Genomic DNA, 18859 nt, shown 5'->3' with positions numbered 1-18859 from the left:
CAGCACTGATATTTATCTGCTTACTATTTACTATAAGGTTTTCGCGTTATGCTTCACTCTGCTATCAAAGTAGCCATGAATAAACAAGTAAAACTCGCTACATTATCGGCAGTCTTACTTTTATCGACTACCTCATGTGTATCAACGACAGCTACTCAAAATAGCGCTAACATAGCGACTGCAAACACCGCCGATTATTGCCACAGCCAAGGGTTAGAAGCGACTTATAAAAATCAAAATACGCAGCAGCGTGCGATGAGCTGCATGTTGGCAGAAATACAGCACTATCAGCAAAAAGATAAAACGCCACAGCAGCAGTACCTTGCTTATAAAGCCCAAGCTTGGCTCAACTATACTATTCATAAAGATAGCATGAATAGCCGCTCGCTTACTGGAACAGAGGCCGCTCTATCAGCAGAAGCTATTTTACAAGCATTAAAAAAAGGCTCAGAAAACGATATTATGCTGATTCAAGATATCCCTGCGTCATCAGCATTGATGCGACCTGATTTGTGGGCGAATCTAAGCGCGCTAAAAGACAGTGGTGCTATTATCAATGCGCCGCGTGAGTTGGCATTTAGTGAAGTGGCGTTAATATGGGCGGCTAATGAGCAGTGCGCAAAAAATTCACGACAGGCAGGCACGCATTTTCGTATGGCAGACCGCTGGCTTGAACAAGCACACGAAGCTTTTGTTAATGCTCATGACGATAAAACTAACGTGGCTATAGAAGCGCTTATCGTTCGTTATTTTGAGCAGTACGCTTCTTTAGATTCAACGAATGATCACTGTACAGGTCAGGTATTGCCGCCGTTAGATCGGATATAACAGCGTTATCATTGATGTCTTGTCATAAAGTATATTGATCAAATTTTTCCGATAAAAAATCCGACATAAATATCGGATTTTTTATCGGAAAAATATCGTGTACAAGGATTAACGATTTTTACGTGGTAGCTTCTCTGGTAAATAACAACGTAGATAAGCGATAGACGCTGTATTCGCTTCTTGCAGATATTTATCAGTGATACGCTGATGGCGACGATAAGATACAGTAAAAATAGCATTAACAATACTAAAAGTAATCAATAATACATCTTGAATATCTTCAAAATTCGGTACTTCATAGCGTTCAGCCAAACGCTCATAAACCAATTTGACCACCTGATGATCCATCTGCTCACCAAAGCTATCGCCTTCAAAATCAGGAGTATTGGTATCGTAAATCAATTTAGCTTTAGTTTCGTCTTCATCAAAGATCTTAACACAGCGATCAATCATCGCAGTGAGATAGCCCTGCCATCTGTCATAATTGACCGTTTCAACAGTTCTTAAGATCTCTAAAATATCAATAGCATCTAAGAAACGCAGCGCCAAGAATATCGCTTCAATATTCGGAAAAAAATGATAAGCAGAAGCTCTTGGAATACCTGCTTCCTCACAGACGGCAGCAAGTGTAATATCATTAATAGATTGAGTTTCACTCAGTTTTTTTGCACCCATCAATAGTTTTTGACGGCGGGCGCGCCCTTGTTGGCTGGTAAATTTAAACTTATTAGGCACTAGCTTTTTTGCCAGCTCAGAGTCTACCAGTACGTCTTCGATTTTGTCGTCTTTATTTTCACTCATGAGAAATCTCTTAATGTTATGCCCTATCTTTATAAATATAGTGTTCATCGGATAGTATGCGCCCTAAACCAAAGGACCATTCCTATCAACCATATATGGGCTGATAGTACCGCTACTATACTCAACGAGCAAGCATAATAAACGCTTGTACACTATCAAGCAAGGGACAGTAATAGGTTAAAAAATAATTCGCCGATTAATTATAAAATACCGTTAATTGTGAAGCTGTATTTTCGCTCTTATAATACCGTGATCGATGACTCTGTCTTCATAATCCCACTTTAAGTGGTCATTAAAATAGTCAACCCGTTCAACCTGACCGAGCGAAAACTTGCTATCAGGTAGAAATTCTTCAGAGACAAATAACTGATCAATGACTTCTGGCATACCCTGATAAATATGGGTATATGCCACATCCTTCATCCAACCATAACGCGCTTGGATACGGGCGGCATCAAATAACGCAACATCACGCATGCTCTTGTCATAATTGACCTCGCCAGTTTCAGTAAGCAGCTGCGTAGTCACGCTTTCAGTCACATCATTCATATCACCAAGTAAAATCAGCGGCTCACGCGTATTCTTTAATATATCAATGATAGAGAGCCTAATAGATGCCGCTTCTGCCGCACGCATACATAAGCTACGCAACTTGGCACGAATACGGATATTTGGATCATCCATATCCTCTATCAGATTACCTGTCTCATCACGTAAGAAAAACGCCCGTTTACTTTTTAGATGAGCAGTGATAATTGTAATCGGCTGACCAAAAGCATCTACTCGTAATACAAGCGGCGGACGGTTAAAGCGCTGATAAAGACCTATATCTGGCACATCAATGACCGCTTTTGGTAAAATCTCTTCAAGTAAGCGACTCTCTAAATGTACAAACCGACTAATAATACCGACTGCAGGGGTATTTTGCGCACCCTTACCTTGTGTATAAGGGCTTGCACTATCATTGCTTGCTAATGGAATAACCACATGCTCAGGTTTAAAACCTAATGATACTGCTAATGCTATCAACGCTTCGCTATCCCACACTTCTTGTACAGCAAGAATATCAGCGTGTGCTTTTGAGAGTAAATCAGTGATACCGCGTAATTTATGCTCATATTCATGATTACTGTAAGCAGGTGCATTTGGATAATATAACCGATTTGGGTTGGCAAAATTGAGCAAATTAGCGGTCGCTAGATAAAATTGCTTATGATTACTTTCACTATTATTGGTCATAAACTGCCTATTATTATTTTTAAGTACTGTTTTTTATTATTAGCTAATTCTAGCCATCCAGTAGACTCAATACCTTATATTCATATATATCAATATACAGTAAAAAAGCCTCCAAAGAAATCTTTGGAGGCTTTAAAATAGCATAAATTCAAATTATTCAGTTCGTTAACAATTGAATACCTACAATCGAACTAAATCCAGTAATGCGACTGCAAGCTATTGCAATGTTTACTTACTTAGATTAAATATACCATTAGTTATACTTAATTATTTAGTCGCTGTTAAGACTGACCTATAGAACTTATAAAAATATTCAAAATTTAAGAAATACGGTTCCACGCATCAAGAGATGCTCGACGAGCTTCATTCCACTCCATACGAGATTCTCCTTTTACTTCATGCCATGAACGCTCTAAATCCGCTTCATGATCTTCAAAACGAGCATCGGCAGGATAACGTGCACGGTTAGCATAGCCTACCGCATAGGCTGGATGTAAATCACGGTCAAAATCATGACCTTCTCTGTAATAATCAGCATTTGCATGCTCTGCGCGCCAGTATGCTTCTTCACGTGTTGGATCAATTGCTTCGGCTGCTGCATGACCTGCACCACCACCGACAATAGCACCGATAGCACCACCAATTAGTGTACCAAGTGGACCTGCCATCGTACCAAGAGCTGCACCTGCTGCTGCGCCGCCAATACCACCAATACCTGTACCTACTGGGTGTGAACCTGGCTCACCTGTAATGATATCAGCATTCAAATCTTTCTTGGCTTCTTTAGACATATGCTTAACAGCAGTACGATCGATAGCACCATGGTCTTCTATAATGTTGTCGTTTTCATGTCTAATCACCCTGTTATCTATCGTATGATCACTACCCGTTAATCTACGTTCGTTGTCATCAATAATCCGCTCTCTATCGCCTACTTCAAGATAATCTTCATCAATAACACGATTGTTAGGGTCTGTAATACGGCCGTCGTTATTCATAATATCTTCCTTAATTAATTTGTTATAAACTCAATTCGTTTATTGCTAATCTAAAGTAAATTAACTTTTTTATTAAACTCTTCTAAAGTATAGGAATTGATAGCAAGCACAGCTAGGCTGAATATGTAAACTGTGTCAAAATTACGATGACCTTACGTTACTGTCTGTATCTATATCAAAGTTTTGTCGTTTGCCATGAGTGTTTAGGTTAATTAACTACATTAAATTTGAAGCTTTCATTATTAAAAAAGATTTAGGGAACTATTTTAGAGAACTATCAATGCTCTCTTAATAGCTTGTTGCCACTTATTAAGATGTTGAGCACGTATATCTGTAGACATACTAGGCTCAAAAATACGATCTACTTGCCATGAAGTCTGCATCGTTGCTTCATCGTATAGGCCAGTTTTTAAACCTGCCAGTAAAGCGGCACCTTTCGCCGTGATTTCTGTATCTTTAGGACGCAGTACAGGCACGCCTAGTAAATCTGCTTGAAACTGCATTAGCAAATCATTATTTGCGGCACCGCCATCGACTCTTAGCTCAGTCAATGGATGCGGACTGTCTTTTTGCATAGCGATAAGCACATCATAGGTCTGATAAGCCACTGCCTCGAGTGCCGCCCGCGCAATATGCGCTTTGGTCGTGCCGCGACTCATGCCCGTGATACTAGCACTGATATCTGAGCGCCAATAAGGGGCGCCCAATCCCGTAAATGCAGGTAGCAATACCACCTCTGCACTGCTCTCGACTTGCCGCGCTAAGTCTTCTACTTCGCCACTTTTTTGGAACAAGCCCAAATTATCCCGAAGCCACTGTACAATGGCACCTGCCATAAACACACTGCCTTCTAAGGCATAAGTCACTTCTCTTTTGGGTGGCTGTAGCATACGTTTGCCAGATTGTACCATCTGCTCAAACGACAAGTTATCTGGACGCGTTGGCGCAGACTTTCGTTGCCACGCGATAGTTGTCAGTAGCTTATGCTCACTGAGCTTAGGCTTTTGACCAATATTCATCAGCATAAAACAGCCAGTACCATAGGTATTTTTTGCCATGCCAGCTTCAAGACAGCCTTGCCCAAAAAGCGCTGCTTGCTGATCACCCAATACCGCATGTATAGGAATTTGTTTGGCAAACAGACCTTTTTTGGTTTTACCAAAGTCATCATCGGATGGTAGAACTTTGGGTAAAATATTCATGGGTATCGCAAAACGGGCGCACAGCTCCTCCGACCATGCCAGCTTATGAATATCGTATAACAAGGTACGAGAAGCGTTGGTTACATCAATGACATGCTCGCCACCAGTTAGCTTATATATCAGCCAGCTGTCTATAGTGCCAACTGCTATCTCACCTTTATTAGCGCGTGCACGCAACTTGGGATTATTGTCTAACAGCCAAGCGATTTTACTAGCACTAAAATAAGGGTCTAAGCGCAGACCTGTGATACGTTGCACAGCACTTGCCATATCTTCCTGAGTGCCATTATCGTCATTAACCATGCTCGTAGCGCTTTCAGCAGCAAGCGCTTCACAGTAGCTCGCAGTACGTCTGTCTTGCCAAATGATAGCTGGCGCAAGCGGCTTACCGGTTTGCTTATCCCAAATGACGATAGACTCACGCTGATTGGTAATCGCAATACTGCTAACATCGGTAGCGAGCAGCCCCGCCTGATTGATGACATCATGGGCGCAGCTGATTTGCGTCTGCCAAATCTGCTGAGCATCTTGCTCAACAAAGCCTGCTTGCGGGGTTTTTAGAATCGTTGGCTGTTGCGCCATTTTTATCGGGCGCGCATGATCATCGTACAATATCGCTCGACTCGAGGTAGTACCTTGATCTAACGCTAAAATATATCCTGCCATCACACACACCATCTTATTTTATTTATCGTATTCATTATAAGTTTATCAAAGCCTAGATGCAGTATAGATACTCTTGTAGTATAAATACTCTTACCGCTCTCATGTTGACTATTTATCAGTCAGCGAAAATCAAAGAAAAACAACCCGTTAATCTATAACAGACCGCTTATAAATAATGCTATTATTTGCTTTAAACAAAGCATCTATCACAAAAGACAGTTTTCTACAATGCAAAATAAGCAAATACTGAGCATTGACCCGTCACCATTGTGGCACTACAGTGTACGCTTTGTTATCTATAACAAATTTTAGCTTTGGCTCGTATTAGATGATTTCTTATTTTTGGCGGCGCGTTTTGCCTTATTTCTGGCAGAGACCGTCTCTATCATTAACAATACTATCGATACGCGGCGGGCGATTATAAATACCTTGCATACTAATAATGGCTTATGTGACTTATGAAATTTGCTCTATCGACTCTATCTACTGCTGTGATGACGATTACGCTCATAAGCATAGTGGCGACTACCTCTGCACGCGCTGATGATATAAATGAATCACAAAATGAGATGATAGCTGTCAATGTGACACAGATTATCGATGCTGACAACCAAAACGATACTCCAAATGCATTCACTGCACTTAATCAAGATATCACGACTCAAAAGGTATCCGCTAGAAATATATTTTCTGCAAACAACTCCTCTACAAGCAAATCTTCTATAAATAAAGCTTCTACAAAAACAACGACGACGCATATAGACAGTACGAGCGACACCTCTAAGCGTCAAGCAGCTCTAAATACGCTTATCGATCCTATTACTCATAAAAGCGTTGAGAATAGCTATCCATTAGAAGTGTCCAGCCTGTTGAGTCTTGAACAAGCGCAAAATATCTTACTGCAAGTATCCCCAAAAATCGCTGCCAATCAAGCCGCCATTGCCGCCAGTGAGTATCAAACAGATGCCCTGAAAACCATAGATCATCCGCTTGTATTCGCCCGTGTTTCAGCCAACGCCTATAACTTGGATGCGGACATTGATTTATCATCGCTAAAAAATGGCATTGTTACTGATATCAATAATGGTGTTGGTGATATTATTCCGCCCATTCCAGACTTACCAAATTTTGGTGAATTGGTTGGTCAGCGTATCCCAGATAACTATGAGTTAAAACGCTCAGGCTCTACAGCAGGCGCAGGACTTGGAGTAGTATGGCCTATTTATACCGCTGGACGTACTGCCGCTCTGACAGGTGTGTCTAATGCCCGTACTCAGGAAGCAGTAGCTGACAGCTTATTGGATGAAAATGAGCTTTATAACACTTTAATAGAGCGTTATTTTAAAGCGCAACTGGCAATCATTGCCGCTTATTTACGCGACGATGCCTATGATACTTTGCAGCAGACTGACCATATGGCGCAGCGGCTTTTTGAGGAAGGTTTTATATCGCGGGTTGATCGTTTGGAGGCGCAATCGGCGCTTGCTGATGCCAAAAGCGAATCCGTCAATGCCAATAATGATGCGCGCCTTGCTATGATGGCATTACAGCGTTTATTGCGTACTGAGTATCGCATCAAACCTCGCACACCTTTATTTGTCTCAAGCCGTCCTCTACCTGATGTCACCTACTTTCAAGATTTGGCGCTGACCAATCATCCAGGTCTACAAAAAGTCGCCGCTAAACGTGCGCAGGCACAGCAGCTACATGCGCTATCAGATACCGGTTATAAACCTACTGTCATGCTATATGGCTATGGGCAAATCGAAAAGGACCCAAGCTGGGTCGCTGGCGTATCAGCAAGTTGGAAATTATGGGGTGGTCTTGATAAAACTGCGTCACTCGCATCAAGTAATGCCAAAATACGCCAAGCTGACTTATCTGAGATTGAAGTTAGTGACAATCTATTATTGCTGGTTGAAAAAAACTGGCACGACGTGAATAACGCCCAATCGCGCTATCAAGCCCTACAAAGCAATGTAGAGCTTGCTGCCGAAGTCTTGCGTTTACGCAGACTCGGATTACAAGAAGGCTTAAATACGCCAATCGAGATTGCCCAAGCGCAAACGCAGTCGTTAAAAGCACGTACTGAGCAAGCGCAAGCAGCTTATAGCTATGTTCAGTCGCTTGCTGCTCTTATGCAAAGCTGTGGTACGCCCCTTGCGTTTAATGCTTACCTTAATGCCGCCGACATTCGGCTACCCACTTTATATGACAAATAACATCGCCCATTTATCGTCTTAGCAATATCAGACGACAAACGATTTATTTTGCTTATTACTGACTTTATTGCTTTAGGAATCTCACTGTCATGACTGAATCTAACAACGAATCAGGCGACTCGCGCAAATTAAACAGCTCAAACTCAGCAGCTGAATCAACCAATACTAATAATAATTCTGCGCCCACGAACATGGATTCGGCGGTCGATGCAAATGATTCTGACCCGTCTAAGACTGATATGAATAACAGCGCTGATGTCGATATGGATACCAATACTAGCATTGAGCCTGAGCAAACAGCGCCAAGCTATAAACGTCAGTCAGCAAAGAAAGATAAATCAGCAAAGATTAAAAAGATGATTTTGGCGCTGGTAATTTTAATCATCTTGGGCGTGATTGCTTATGGTTTATATAAGAGCAATCAGCATAGCGAGCCGCAAGTCATTACTCTACAAGGGCAAATGCAAATGCAGCAAACGTCTATCGCGGCAAAAGTACCGGGGCGTATTGCAAAAATACTGGTCACAGAAGGTGATGCGGTAACGGTCGGTCAGCAATTAATTGAGATGGATTCGCCTGAAATTAACGCAAAAATTAGTCAAGCGCGTGCTGGCAAACAAATGGCACAAAGTCAGCTGGATAAAGCTGAAAACGGGGCCCGTCCGCAAGAAATCGCCCAAGCAAAAGCGGCGTGGCAAGCTCATAAAGCAGCATCTGACTTGGCAGAAAATACCTATCAACGCGTCAATCGTCTGTATGAAGAAGGACTGATGGCACGGCAAAAACGCGATGAAGCTTATGCGCAATATTTAGCAACCCAAGACCAAACGGAAGCGGCACGTTTGCAGTATGAGCTAGCGATGGAAGGCGCTCGCAGCGAAGATAAGTCAGCGGCGACTGCACAAGTTGCGCAAGTCGATGCGCAGTTAGAGGAGGCATTGGTGGCAAAAGAAGAAGCCAACTTAAAAAGCCCAATCTCTGGTGTCGTGGATAATGTCATCGTCAATGCCGGTGAAGTCATTGGTCAAGGCGTGCCTTTATTAACCTTAGTCAATAACAACGACCAATGGGTGGTCTTAAATGTCACGGAAACCTACTTAAATCAGTTTGCGATTGGTCAACGATTTATGGGTACTATTCCCGCTTTATCATCACCTGAAAAACCTTATACTAAGCAATTTACCGTCTATGCTACTTCAACCTTGTCTGACTTTGCTACGTGGCGTCCGACCAATAATGACGATGGTTTTGATGTTCGTACCTTTGAAGTTAAAGCCCGACCGACTGCCCCTGATAGACGTATTCGCTCAGGTATGAGCGTGGTTGTTCGCATCGATCCTACCCTTGTTAACAAGAGCCAAGAGTAAGCCATGAGCCTGACAAAGTTGGGAGATGCTTTCTTACGTAGTGCAGCTTACGAGCGGCGATTTTTAGCCAAAAATCCGTGGGATTTGGCAATGGTGGTTTGGATACCGCTGACTACCGTGCTGCTAATTTGGTGGATTTTTTCACAAATACAAATTACTGATTTGCCGATAGGGGTAATTGATAACGACCGTGGTCCTATCGCCAATACCGCTGTACGTTATCTGGAAGCCAACCCCAATTTGACGGTGAAACAGCTATATCACACGCCGGCTGCGGCAAAAGCCGCTATCTTACAACGTGATATTTATGGCGTGGTTATTATCCCTGAGGGTTTTTCTCGTAATATCTCATCAAGTAAACCTGCGCCCATCATCTTGCAGGTTAATGCCCAGTACGGCACTCACTCTGGCATTATTCAAACTAGCGTGCAATCTGTCATCGGTACCTTATCAGCAGGCGTTGAGATGAAGCGCTTGGTCAAACAAGGTATGGCACCATCGCAAGCCGCGATTGCTTACTCTCCTATTAAGATTCAGCGTATTAGCTTGTTTAATGCCGCGACTGACTATCAGCAGTTTTTGGCATCGACGGTGATTCCTGCCTTGTTACATATTTTAGCAATGGTCATTGGGGCAACGACGATCGGTCGTGAACTGCGTGATAAGCGAATAGATCGTTGGTATCGCTTTATTAATGGCAGTCGTGCTCATTTAACAGTACCGTCTAATGACAACCAACCTAGCCCATCAAATAATGTCTCAAAAAGCCAATACCAAACACCAGAAAAGGTGAGTGTTTTGGTATTGATATTTGGTTTATTAGGTAAATATTTTTGGCCGCTATTGGCTTATAGTGTTTGGTCAATATTGGCTTTATGGCTAGCAGCACCGCAACAATCGATTGCTATCAGCGCTCTCATGGTCACCTATGTCAGCCTTGTATTATTAATGATGCTGTCTTTTTGGCTTGGCGCTATATTTACCTTAAGTTCATTCTCATTACGTATGGGTTTATCGGCGACAGGTTTTATTTCAGCACCGTCATATGCCTTTGCTGGCGTGACATTTCCTTATGTTGCTATCAGTAAAAATGCCCAGCATTGGTCAGATGTGTTGCCGCTCACTCATTATCTTAAGCTGCATATTGCACAGTTACAGATGCAAGCACCTGTCATCATATCCTTACCCATTGTTTATGGGCTGACGCTAGCAACACTCGTTACGCTATATCTAACGGCTTTATTAAGTAAACGCGCATTAGCGCATCCTGAACGCTGGGGAGCACGCTGATGTCATCCAAACCAAATTATAAACCTTCTACTACACCCTTAGTATCAGAAGAAACTCTAGCATCAGCAAGCTTTTTTGGCAGTTTTTTACAAACGATAAAAGACGTGTTTTCTGATAAAGGCGTGCTGTTATTACTGATGATTGCGCCAATTATTTATGGTTTCTTTTATCCTTGGCCGTATTCTACCGAAGTTGTGAATCACGTGCCTGTTGGTATTGTTGATAAAGACAATAGTCCTTTATCGCAAACCATCATTCGCTATGCCAGTGCCAGCCCGCAATTAGATACAAAACGCTTTTTAAATGAGCAGCAAGCCATCGATGCCATGTGGGCAGATGACATCGCAGGTTATATGATTATTCCAAGCGGGCTTGAACAGCAAGTATTGTCAGGTAAAGCTGCTAGCGTCAGTGTGCTTGGTAATGGCGGATATTTTCTGTTGAACAAAAACGTACAGATGGGATTCTTACAAGCGGTTAGTACTGTTTCGGCAGGTATTGAAGTAAAGAAAAATGTCGCACAAGGGGCGTATTTAGCTACTGCTGCGGCAAATACTCAAGCCGTGCCATTAAAGATTATGCCTTTATACAATCAAACCGAAGGTTATGGCGCGTACGTCGTGCCAGCAGTATCTATTCTTATCTTGCAGCAAACGCTTTTGATGTCAACGGCGATGTTAATCGGCACTTGGTATGAGCAGAGGCGTCATAGAACCAATATTCGTGGCTGGCTTGGACGGATTGCAGCGCTAAGTATGTTTAGCTTTGTGATTGGCTGTTTTTATTACGGCTGGGCATTTGAGCTTCATGACTATCCACGTGGGCAAAACATGCTCGGCAGTTTATTATTCTTGCTGCTATTTTGTCCGACAGTCGCCACACTTGGTTGCGTCCTTGGGCTTTGGTTCCGCCAGCGCGAGCGTAGTATGCAAATTTTAATTTTTAGCTCATTACCGATGTTTTTTGTCAGTGGTTATCCGTGGCCTGCCCATCAGCTGCCCGAAGCTTTGCAAATCATTCGTTGGTTATTGCCGACAACACCAGGTATCAATACTTCGGTGCAGCTTAACCAAATGGGCGCTAGTATTGCACAAGTAGCGACAGGGTTTTATGCGTTGGCAGGATTGTGGATCTTTTACTTCATTCTACTTTTGCTATTTCGCTGGTTTACTGCAGAGCGTAAAAGCGCTTATTAAAGTCAGTAATATATAATCCACCCTTGACCATAATAGAAATGATAAAAAAGCGCCTGCTAAATTGCAGACGCTTTTTTATTGACTCAGCTTAATACGTCTAATCGTTAGAAAACCCGATTAAGACCATTTAATGCCGCAACGCGATAGGCTTCTGCCATCGTTGGATAGTTAAAGGTGGTATTAACAAAGTATTCAAGCGTGGCATTACATTTCATAACGGCTTGCCCAATGTGAATAATCTCTGAGGCATGATTACCGTAGCAATGAATCCCTAAAATCTCTAAGGTCTCACGGTGGAACAAGATTTTTAAAACGCCCGAGCGCTCGCCGATAATTTGGGCACGTGCAAGATGCTTAAAGAAAGCCTGACCGACTTCATAAGGAACTTTAGCATCGGTTAATTCTTGTTCCGTTTTACCGATACATGAAATCTCAGGAATGGTATAAATGCCCGTTGGCACGCTTGATACTGGCTCTGCATCGCGGTCACCGACCATAAATGCCGCCGCACAGCGCCCTTGGTCATAAGCGGCAGATGCTAATGACGGCCAACCAATAACGTCGCCTGCTGCATAAATATTTTCAACTTCGGTACAGTAAGTATCATCGACTTTCAACTGACCGCGGCTATTGGCTGTAAGTCCAAGACATTCTAAGTTTAAGCCTTCAGTATTACCTGAGCGTCCATTCGACCACAAAATCGCATCAGACTTGATTTTTTTACCACTTTTTAGATGCAAAATCACACAGTCATCATGTGTTTCTAAATGGTCAATCTCTTCATTGCTACGGATAACCACACCAAATTGACGGAAATCATGAGCAATGGCGTCACTGATTTCACTATCCAAATAGCTTAGCAGTTGGTTTTGGTTATTAATCAAATCTACTTTATAGCCAAGACCGGTGAAAATAGAAGCATACTCACAGCCAATCACGCCAGCGCCATAAATAATGATTTTCTTAACCACATAATCCATCTGTAGAATTTTATCAGAATCAAACACACGCGGATGATTAAAGTCTAAGATATCAGGGCGATACGGTCGGCTACCAACGGTAATGATTGCCTTATTAAAGGTAATGGTTTCAAAGGTATTTTCATCAATCTCGATACGTATGGTGTTTTTATCGATGAAATTTGCCCAACCATGAATAACTTCAATCTGGTTACGCTCATAAAAGCGGGTATGCGTTTGAACCTGTTGAAGAATGACTTTTCGAGCTTTGGCTAACACAATATTCAGCGGCACTTGATGATAGTCCATCGCCTTGGTAAACATCTGATCACGGCGAAAGTTAATCAAGTTAAAAACTGACTGGCGCAAAGCTTTGCTTGGAATCGTACCAACATGAGTACAGTTACCACCTACTTGTTCACGCGGGTCAATGACCACCACTTTTTTGCCTGATTTGGCAAGCTTCATGGCAGCCGCTTCGCCAGCAGGACCTGCGCCTAAGACAACCGCATCGTATTCAAACTCATGCTTATCACTTTTTAAACGTTGTGAATCCTTAGTAAAGCCAGATTTTACATCAATACGCGTATCATCCAGTGGATTCACCAAATCTGGATGATGCATGATGTCTTCAGTGACTTGCTCATGCGTTTGTTCGATTTTTTGTTCTTTATTCTTACCTTTAGTATGCTCAAGAGTTGGCGGACGACCACTCTCTTTATTAGATACCTCAGTTTTGGTGTCTTTACCAGTATCATTGGTTGCGTCGCTTATAGGTTTGCTTACCATCGTATCCTCTTTATTAATTTATGAATCTGTTTTTCAGTATGTTTTTAGCAGGCGGATGTCATTACTATCTGCATCAGTGTTTAGACAAACTCTTGTCGTGCTAAAGTTCGACCACCATACGTGGTGAGACGTTGTTTTACAATACAGCTATCACAGTTCTATTCTGCTGGCTATTTTTTGCTATTGCTTTTTAAAATATAATGGCAGTCGTTATGAGATTGATAACGTTAATTAGCCAATACGGCGTTTTAGACCGGTCATCTGTAGGATACGAGTGGCAATCTCTTCAACCGACATCTCTGAGACATCAAGACTTGGAATGCCTTGCGAGGTATAAATCCCTTGTATCGCACGCTGCTCTTGCTGACATTGCTGATAGCTTGAATAACGACTGCCTGCGCGGCGCTCTTGACGAATTTTCACTAAACGATCGGTATCGATAATCAAACCAAATAGCTTATGTTTGTGCTCACGTAGTGCTTTTGGTAGTTGATTATGATTTAAATCTTCTTCAGTCAAAGGATAATTTGCCGCCCGAATGCCAAATTGTAGCGCCAAATATAATGAGGTTGGCGTCTTACCAGAGCGCGAAACGCCGATAAGAATAATATCTGCTGCATGATAATGACGGGTACGGGCGCCATCATCGTTATCTAGGGCAAAATGCACAGCATCGATACGCTCTTTATAAGTCTCAGAGTCAACGTTATCATGTGCATGACCTGAATGCCCATCCGGCTCCACGCCCGTCTCTTCTGCTACGCGACCGATTAAACCTTCGTACATATCCAAATTACAGCTGTGCGCTGAATTGATTTTCTCACGAATCTCAGGACTGACGATGGTATCGAACACTAATGGCAACAAGCCATCTCGCTGATAAGCGATATTGATTTGCTCAACGGCATCTTCAGCACGCTCTAGATTATCCACATAAGGCAACACTCGAGTTTCAAACGGTACTGAGGCAAACTGACTCAAAATAGCGCGTCCAAGGGTCTCTGCTGTAATAGCTGTACCGTCAGAGATAAAAAACGCGGTTCTTATGTTTTCTGCGTTATCGACTTCTAAAGCCTGCTTGTTCTGAATCGTAGAATTGGTTTGTGGGGACGAATGATTTACGTACATAACGTTGATACCCTTGTTTTAACCTTGGTTGAAAACTCAATAGCAGCCTTTAATTTTTAGCATTTAGCGCTGAATAGTTTGGTCATCTGTGTCTCAGATTTATACCCTATATTATACGCATAATAGGCGCTTAATAGTAACCAATGTTACAAGCGTACACTTAGCATTACGCAGATTTTGATATCACAGCTCAAAGGAAAACCAATATTAAGTTCGCTAAATCTGATGAGCTCTACTCATAAATATGTAGCAAAAGCCACAATTTGTACCTTTTTCATCATTTTTTTGCTTCAAGCTCTCGAATTTCTCAAAATATAGAGGTATAATCGACCATTATAATCTTTACTAAATAACCTTATTTTCTGGAGTTATCATGGCAGCGCAATCTACAGCACTTGTAATCAACCTTGATCAGTTAGGAAAAGACGACATTGAAATGGTCGGTGGCAAAAACGCTTCACTTGGTGAAATGATCAGTCATCTATCTGATTTGGGCGTTAGTGTTCCAGGCGGCTTTGCCACAACTTCAAATGCTTTTAACCAGTTTTTAACAGAAACTGGCTTACTTGACAAAATTAACAGCGAGCTTAAAAGCTTAGATGTCAATGATGTGAATAAGCTTGCTGAAACTGGCAAAAAAATCCGTACTTGGATTATTGAGCAAGAACTGCCAAAAGATCTTGAGCAAGCGGTTCGTGCATCATTCGAAGCAATGAGCGATGGTAAAGAGATTGCCGTTGCGGTACGTTCTTCTGCCACTGCTGAAGATTTGCCAGATGCCTCGTTTGCTGGTCAACAAGAAACCTTTTTGAACATTCGTGGTATTGATAACGTTCTTATTGCGATTAAAGAAGTATTTGCTTCTTTATATAATGACCGTGCTATCTCTTATCGTGTCCATAAAGGCTTTGAACATGAGGGCGTAGCGCTATCTGCTGCTGTACAGCGTATGGTACGCTCAGAAACTGGCGCCGCTGGTGTCATGTTCACTCTAGATACAGAAAGTGGTTTTGACCAAGTGGTCTTTATCACCTCAAGCTACGGCTTAGGTGAAATGGTCGTACAGGGCGCGGTTAACCCTGATGAATTCTATGTATCAAAACAACTACTTGCTAATGGCAAACCGGCGATTATCCGTCGCAACCTAGGTAGCAAGCATAAGAAAATGATTTATGGTGATGAAGGTAGTACTACTAAATCTGTAAAAATTATTGATGTCGAGAAACAAGATCGTATGCAGTTCTCTTTATCAACTGAAGAGCTGAACTCACTTGCCAAACAAGCAATGACCATTGAAAAGCATTACGGTCAAGCGATGGATATCGAGTGGGCAAAAGACGGCGACACCAATGAAATCTTTATTGTTCAGGCACGTCCTGAAACGGTTAAGAGCCGCCAAGATAGCAATGTCATGGAGCGTTATATCATCAATACTGGTGATGCTAAAATTTTATGCGAAGGTCGCTCAATCGGTCAACGTATCGGCGCTGGTAAAGTACGTGTCGTTAGCAACCTAAACGAGATGGACAAAGTACAAGACGGCGACGTACTCGTATCAGACATGACCGATCCGGATTGGGAACCAGTCATGAAGCGCGCCTCTGCTATCATCACTAACCGTGGTGGTCGTACCTGTCACGCAGCGATTATCGCGCGTGAGCTTGGTGTACCAGCAATCGTTGGTTGTGGTAATGCCACTGAATTATTGGTTGATGGTCAAGACGTAACAGTTTCTTGTGCTGAAGGTGATACTGGTTTTATTTATGAAGGTCAGATTGATTTTGAAGTACAGACCAACTCTGTTGAATCTATGCCAGAGCTTGCATTTAAAGTAATGATGAACGTTGGTAACCCAGATCGTGCTTTCTCATTTACCCAAATGCCAAACGAAGGTATTGGTCTTGCCCGTCTTGAATTCATCATTAACCGTATGATTGGTGTGCATCCAAAAGCGCTGCTTAACATGAACAGCTTGCCACGTGAAATCTCACAAGCGATCAATGAGCGCATTGCAGGTTATGCTTCACCAGTTGATTTTTACGTTGATAAATTGGTCGAAGGTATCTCTACCCTAGCCGTTGCCTTTATGGATCAGCCAGTTATCGTTCGTATGTCAGATTTTAAATCGAACGAATACGCCAATCTTTTAGGTGGCAAATTGTATGAGCCATCAGAAGAGAACCCAATGCTTGGTTTCCGTGGTGCTAGTCGCTACGTCTCTGATAACTTCCGTGATTGCTTCGAGCTTGAGTGTAAAGCACTAAAGCGCGTACGTGATGAGATGGGCTTGACCAACGTTGAGATTATGATTCCATTCGTCCGTACGGTTGGCGAAGCCAAACAAGTGATTGAATTGCTTGAGAAAAATGGTCTAAAACGTGGTGAAAACGGTCTACGTATCATCATGATGTGTGAGCTGCCAACCAACTGCTTACTAGCAGAAGAGTTCTTAGAACACTTCGATGGTTTCTCAATCGGCTCAAATGACTTGACACAGTTGACCCTAGGTCTTGACCGTGACTCAGGTATCGTCTCACATCTGTTTGATGAGCGCGATCCTGCGGTTAAAAAGCTGTTATCAATGGCGATTGATGCTTGCCGTAAAGCAGGCAAATACGTCGGTATCTGTGGTCAAGGTCCATCAGACCATCCAGATCTAGCTATGTGGCTAATGGAGCAAGGTATCAGCTCAGTGTCATTAAATCCTGACTCAGTACTAGATACTTGGTTCTTCTTAGCAGGTGAAGAAGTAAAGTAAGCTGCCGTTTAAAGGTTACTTAATAAAGATTAATAGTAACAAGTAATACTTGTACACTTTATTATTAGGGTTTGTTTACCAATTATCATCTATTTTGATGAAATGGCAGCAAACCCTATGCTGTATTTAGCACAAGAGTATATTTCTAAAAAAGACGACTTGTGAATTTTAAATACGCCCTAATATAGTGATCTAAGATATGACCAACGATGTAGGCAACTATGCAGATTTTCCTTGCTCGAAATAACGTTCAAGCCGGTCCATACACCTTGGATCAGCTCAATATTATGCTCACCTCTGGTGAAGTGCAATTAGATGATTTGATCTGGCACGAAGGCTTAGATCAGTGGCAGCGCGTTGGTAATTTGACTAACAATCAAGCTTTTTATCGCCCTGCAGCTGCTCATATAGCAACGCATGAGGTTAATGACTCTATTATCAACAATGTTACTATCTTCCCAGAGGATGATGACGCAGATGCCAATAAAGACAAAAAATCAGTATCACTAGATCGCTTATATGGCAAGCCTGAACGTTCAAAAAACACGACCAAAACAGACATGACGACCAATCGTCAATATAAGCCAACTGGCAATGCCTCATTAAATAAGCCTGGTGCGAATAAAAATGCCACTGCCAACGACAAAGTCATTGGTAATGTTGTACTGGCGCCTATTATGTCGCGAGTCTTAGCAACTATATTAAATGGCTTACTGTATGTATTGGCGATTTTCCCTCTTGTGATGGCATTGACCAAAATGGATGTGGATTATAGTAAATTCCAGAACATCCAAAATATGGACGTCGCTTATCAATACTCAGTAAAATTGATGGAAAGCCTACCTAGTAGCACCTTGATGATATCGCAAGTCATGGTCTTTGGTTTGTTTGCGCTACAATTGATATTTATTACTTTGCGTGGGCAATCATTAGGTAAGCTGATTACTGGTATCCGTGTCGTCGATCAAACCACGCATCGCCTGCCTTCTTTTACCAAGCTTATCGGTATGCGTACCTTGTTGTTATTCATTATTTATAACTTACTGTTCTCTTTTACCAGCTTTTTAGGTTTTGTCATCATTGCTATTCATTATTACATGGCTTCTAAAAGCCCTGAAAATATCGGTTGGCATGACAAATTGGCTAAAACCCTAGTAGTTAAAGCTGACAGCAGTCAATTAGTAAAAGAGCCTAAAATAAAATAGTTTTTTATCAACGACAACTTTTATTATTTTGTCAAAAAGGCAGCATATCAGCGTTGTTTTTTTATTGATAAAAAACATCTGTTTTCGATTAATAATCTTTATTAATAGCAGCACATTGATTAACCTTTGTGTTAACCAGTGACTACTGTTATAATACGGCGCTTTATAAACTAAGCTTATTCTCTGTTAATTATTTATAATAATGGGTAGG

General features: G+C 42.0%; 13 protein-coding genes. 7 read left to right on the top strand and 6 right to left on the bottom strand.

All coding sequences use genetic code 11. The annotated features are described in order from the left end of the window. Positions 1 to 48 precede the first annotated feature (48 nt). Entirely contained in the window at positions 49 to 828 is a 780-nt protein-coding gene (locus tag ACMHKH_RS07740) for a hypothetical protein (protein WP_413520066.1), read from the top strand. Positions 829 to 936: 108 nt separating this feature from the next. On the opposite strand, the gene ACMHKH_RS07735 is transcribed toward ACMHKH_RS07740, so the two are convergent. From ACMHKH_RS07735 to glpK, 4 genes are all read right to left on the bottom strand, one after another. Continuing rightward, positions 937 to 1629 carry a TetR/AcrR family transcriptional regulator gene (locus ACMHKH_RS07735; RefSeq protein ID WP_413520065.1) on the bottom strand — a complete coding sequence of 231 codons (693 nt, stop codon included), beginning with the start codon at positions 1627 to 1629 and terminating at the stop codon, positions 937 to 939. A gap of 213 nt (positions 1630 to 1842) precedes the next feature. Further along, a complete protein-coding gene (locus ACMHKH_RS07730; RefSeq protein ID WP_413520064.1) occupies positions 1843 to 2868 on the bottom strand; it encodes an endonuclease/exonuclease/phosphatase family protein in 1026 nt (341 codons plus the stop codon). A gap of 320 nt (positions 2869 to 3188) precedes the next feature. After that, positions 3189 to 3659: a hypothetical protein gene (locus tag ACMHKH_RS07725; protein ID WP_413520087.1), complete on the bottom strand. Its 471-nt coding sequence runs from the start codon at positions 3657 to 3659 to the stop codon at positions 3189 to 3191. A gap of 473 nt (positions 3660 to 4132) precedes the next feature. Then, positions 4133 to 5734 carry a glycerol kinase GlpK gene (gene glpK, locus ACMHKH_RS07720; RefSeq protein WP_413520063.1) on the bottom strand — a complete coding sequence of 534 codons (1602 nt, stop codon included), beginning with the start codon at positions 5732 to 5734 and terminating at the stop codon, positions 4133 to 4135. A gap of 458 nt (positions 5735 to 6192) precedes the next feature. On the opposite strand from glpK, the gene ACMHKH_RS07715 reads away from it, so the two are divergent. The 4 genes from ACMHKH_RS07715 to ACMHKH_RS07700 all read left to right on the top strand — a co-directional run bounded on the left by ACMHKH_RS07715 (position 6193) and on the right by ACMHKH_RS07700 (position 11809). Beyond that, positions 6193 to 7956: a TolC family protein gene (locus ACMHKH_RS07715; protein ID WP_413520062.1), complete on the top strand. Its 1764-nt coding sequence runs from the start codon at positions 6193 to 6195 to the stop codon at positions 7954 to 7956. A gap of 89 nt (positions 7957 to 8045) precedes the next feature. Continuing rightward, a complete protein-coding gene (locus ACMHKH_RS07710; protein WP_413520061.1) occupies positions 8046 to 9323 on the top strand; it encodes an HlyD family secretion protein in 1278 nt (425 codons plus the stop codon). A gap of 3 nt (positions 9324 to 9326) precedes the next feature. Next, a complete protein-coding gene (locus tag ACMHKH_RS07705) occupies positions 9327 to 10613 on the top strand; it encodes an ABC transporter permease (protein WP_413520060.1) in 1287 nt (428 codons plus the stop codon). Next, positions 10613 to 11809 carry an ABC transporter permease gene (locus ACMHKH_RS07700; protein ID WP_413520059.1) on the top strand — a complete coding sequence of 399 codons (1197 nt, stop codon included), beginning with the start codon at positions 10613 to 10615 and terminating at the stop codon, positions 11807 to 11809. The genes ACMHKH_RS07705 and ACMHKH_RS07700 overlap by 1 nt, the downstream gene beginning before the upstream one ends. 104 nt (positions 11810 to 11913) lie before the next feature. On the opposite strand, the gene sthA is transcribed toward ACMHKH_RS07700, so the two are convergent. Then, positions 11914 to 13557 carry a Si-specific NAD(P)(+) transhydrogenase gene (gene sthA / locus ACMHKH_RS07695; protein ID WP_413520058.1) on the bottom strand — a complete coding sequence of 548 codons (1644 nt, stop codon included), beginning with the start codon at positions 13555 to 13557 and terminating at the stop codon, positions 11914 to 11916. A gap of 231 nt (positions 13558 to 13788) precedes the next feature. Then, positions 13789 to 14685, bottom strand: a complete 897-nt coding sequence (locus ACMHKH_RS07690; RefSeq protein WP_413520057.1) for a pyruvate, water dikinase regulatory protein — start codon at positions 14683 to 14685, stop codon at positions 13789 to 13791. Positions 14686 to 15058: 373 nt separating this feature from the next. Here ACMHKH_RS07690 and ppsA point away from each other — a divergent pair, with 373 nt between their 5' ends. Together ppsA and ACMHKH_RS07680 are read left to right on the top strand one after the other, a co-directional pair. Next, the gene (ppsA, locus tag ACMHKH_RS07685; RefSeq protein WP_413520056.1) at positions 15059 to 17443 is read left to right on the top strand and encodes a phosphoenolpyruvate synthase; all 2385 of its coding nucleotides are present in this window, start codon (positions 15059 to 15061) and stop codon (positions 17441 to 17443) included. A 221-nt stretch (positions 17444 to 17664) separates the two neighbouring features. Continuing rightward, positions 17665 to 18648: an RDD family protein gene (locus ACMHKH_RS07680; RefSeq protein ID WP_413520055.1), complete on the top strand. Its 984-nt coding sequence runs from the start codon at positions 17665 to 17667 to the stop codon at positions 18646 to 18648. Positions 18649 to 18859: the final 211 nt, after the last annotated feature.

The organism is Psychrobacter glacincola (genome assembly GCF_965118485.1).
Taxonomy (GTDB): domain Bacteria; phylum Pseudomonadota; class Gammaproteobacteria; order Pseudomonadales; family Moraxellaceae; genus Psychrobacter; species Psychrobacter glacincola_D.
Note: the sequence above shows the minus strand (reverse complement) of the source record. Positions and strands in the feature narration are given on the sequence as shown.

Coding starts and splice junctions, on each gene's coding strand:
- ACMHKH_RS07740 (WP_413520066.1), top strand. CDS start 49: ATGCTTCACTCTGCTATCAAAGTAGCCATGAATAAACAAGTAAAACTC.
- ACMHKH_RS07735 (WP_413520065.1), bottom strand. CDS start 1,629: ATGAGTGAAAATAAAGACGACAAAATCGAAGACGTACTGGTAGACTCT.
- ACMHKH_RS07730 (WP_413520064.1), bottom strand. CDS start 2,868: ATGACCAATAATAGTGAAAGTAATCATAAGCAATTTTATCTAGCGACC.
- ACMHKH_RS07725 (WP_413520087.1), bottom strand. CDS start 3,659: ATGTCTAAAGAAGCCAAGAAAGATTTGAATGCTGATATCATTACAGGT.
- glpK (WP_413520063.1), bottom strand. CDS start 5,734: ATGGCAGGATATATTTTAGCGTTAGATCAAGGTACTACCTCGAGTCGA.
- ACMHKH_RS07715 (WP_413520062.1), top strand. CDS start 6,193: ATGAAATTTGCTCTATCGACTCTATCTACTGCTGTGATGACGATTACG.
- ACMHKH_RS07710 (WP_413520061.1), top strand. CDS start 8,046: ATGACTGAATCTAACAACGAATCAGGCGACTCGCGCAAATTAAACAGC.
- ACMHKH_RS07705 (WP_413520060.1), top strand. CDS start 9,327: ATGAGCCTGACAAAGTTGGGAGATGCTTTCTTACGTAGTGCAGCTTAC.
- ACMHKH_RS07700 (WP_413520059.1), top strand. CDS start 10,613: ATGTCATCCAAACCAAATTATAAACCTTCTACTACACCCTTAGTATCA.
- sthA (WP_413520058.1), bottom strand. CDS start 13,557: ATGGTAAGCAAACCTATAAGCGACGCAACCAATGATACTGGTAAAGAC.
- ACMHKH_RS07690 (WP_413520057.1), bottom strand. CDS start 14,685: ATGTACGTAAATCATTCGTCCCCACAAACCAATTCTACGATTCAGAAC.
- ppsA (WP_413520056.1), top strand. CDS start 15,059: ATGGCAGCGCAATCTACAGCACTTGTAATCAACCTTGATCAGTTAGGA.
- ACMHKH_RS07680 (WP_413520055.1), top strand. CDS start 17,665: ATGCAGATTTTCCTTGCTCGAAATAACGTTCAAGCCGGTCCATACACC.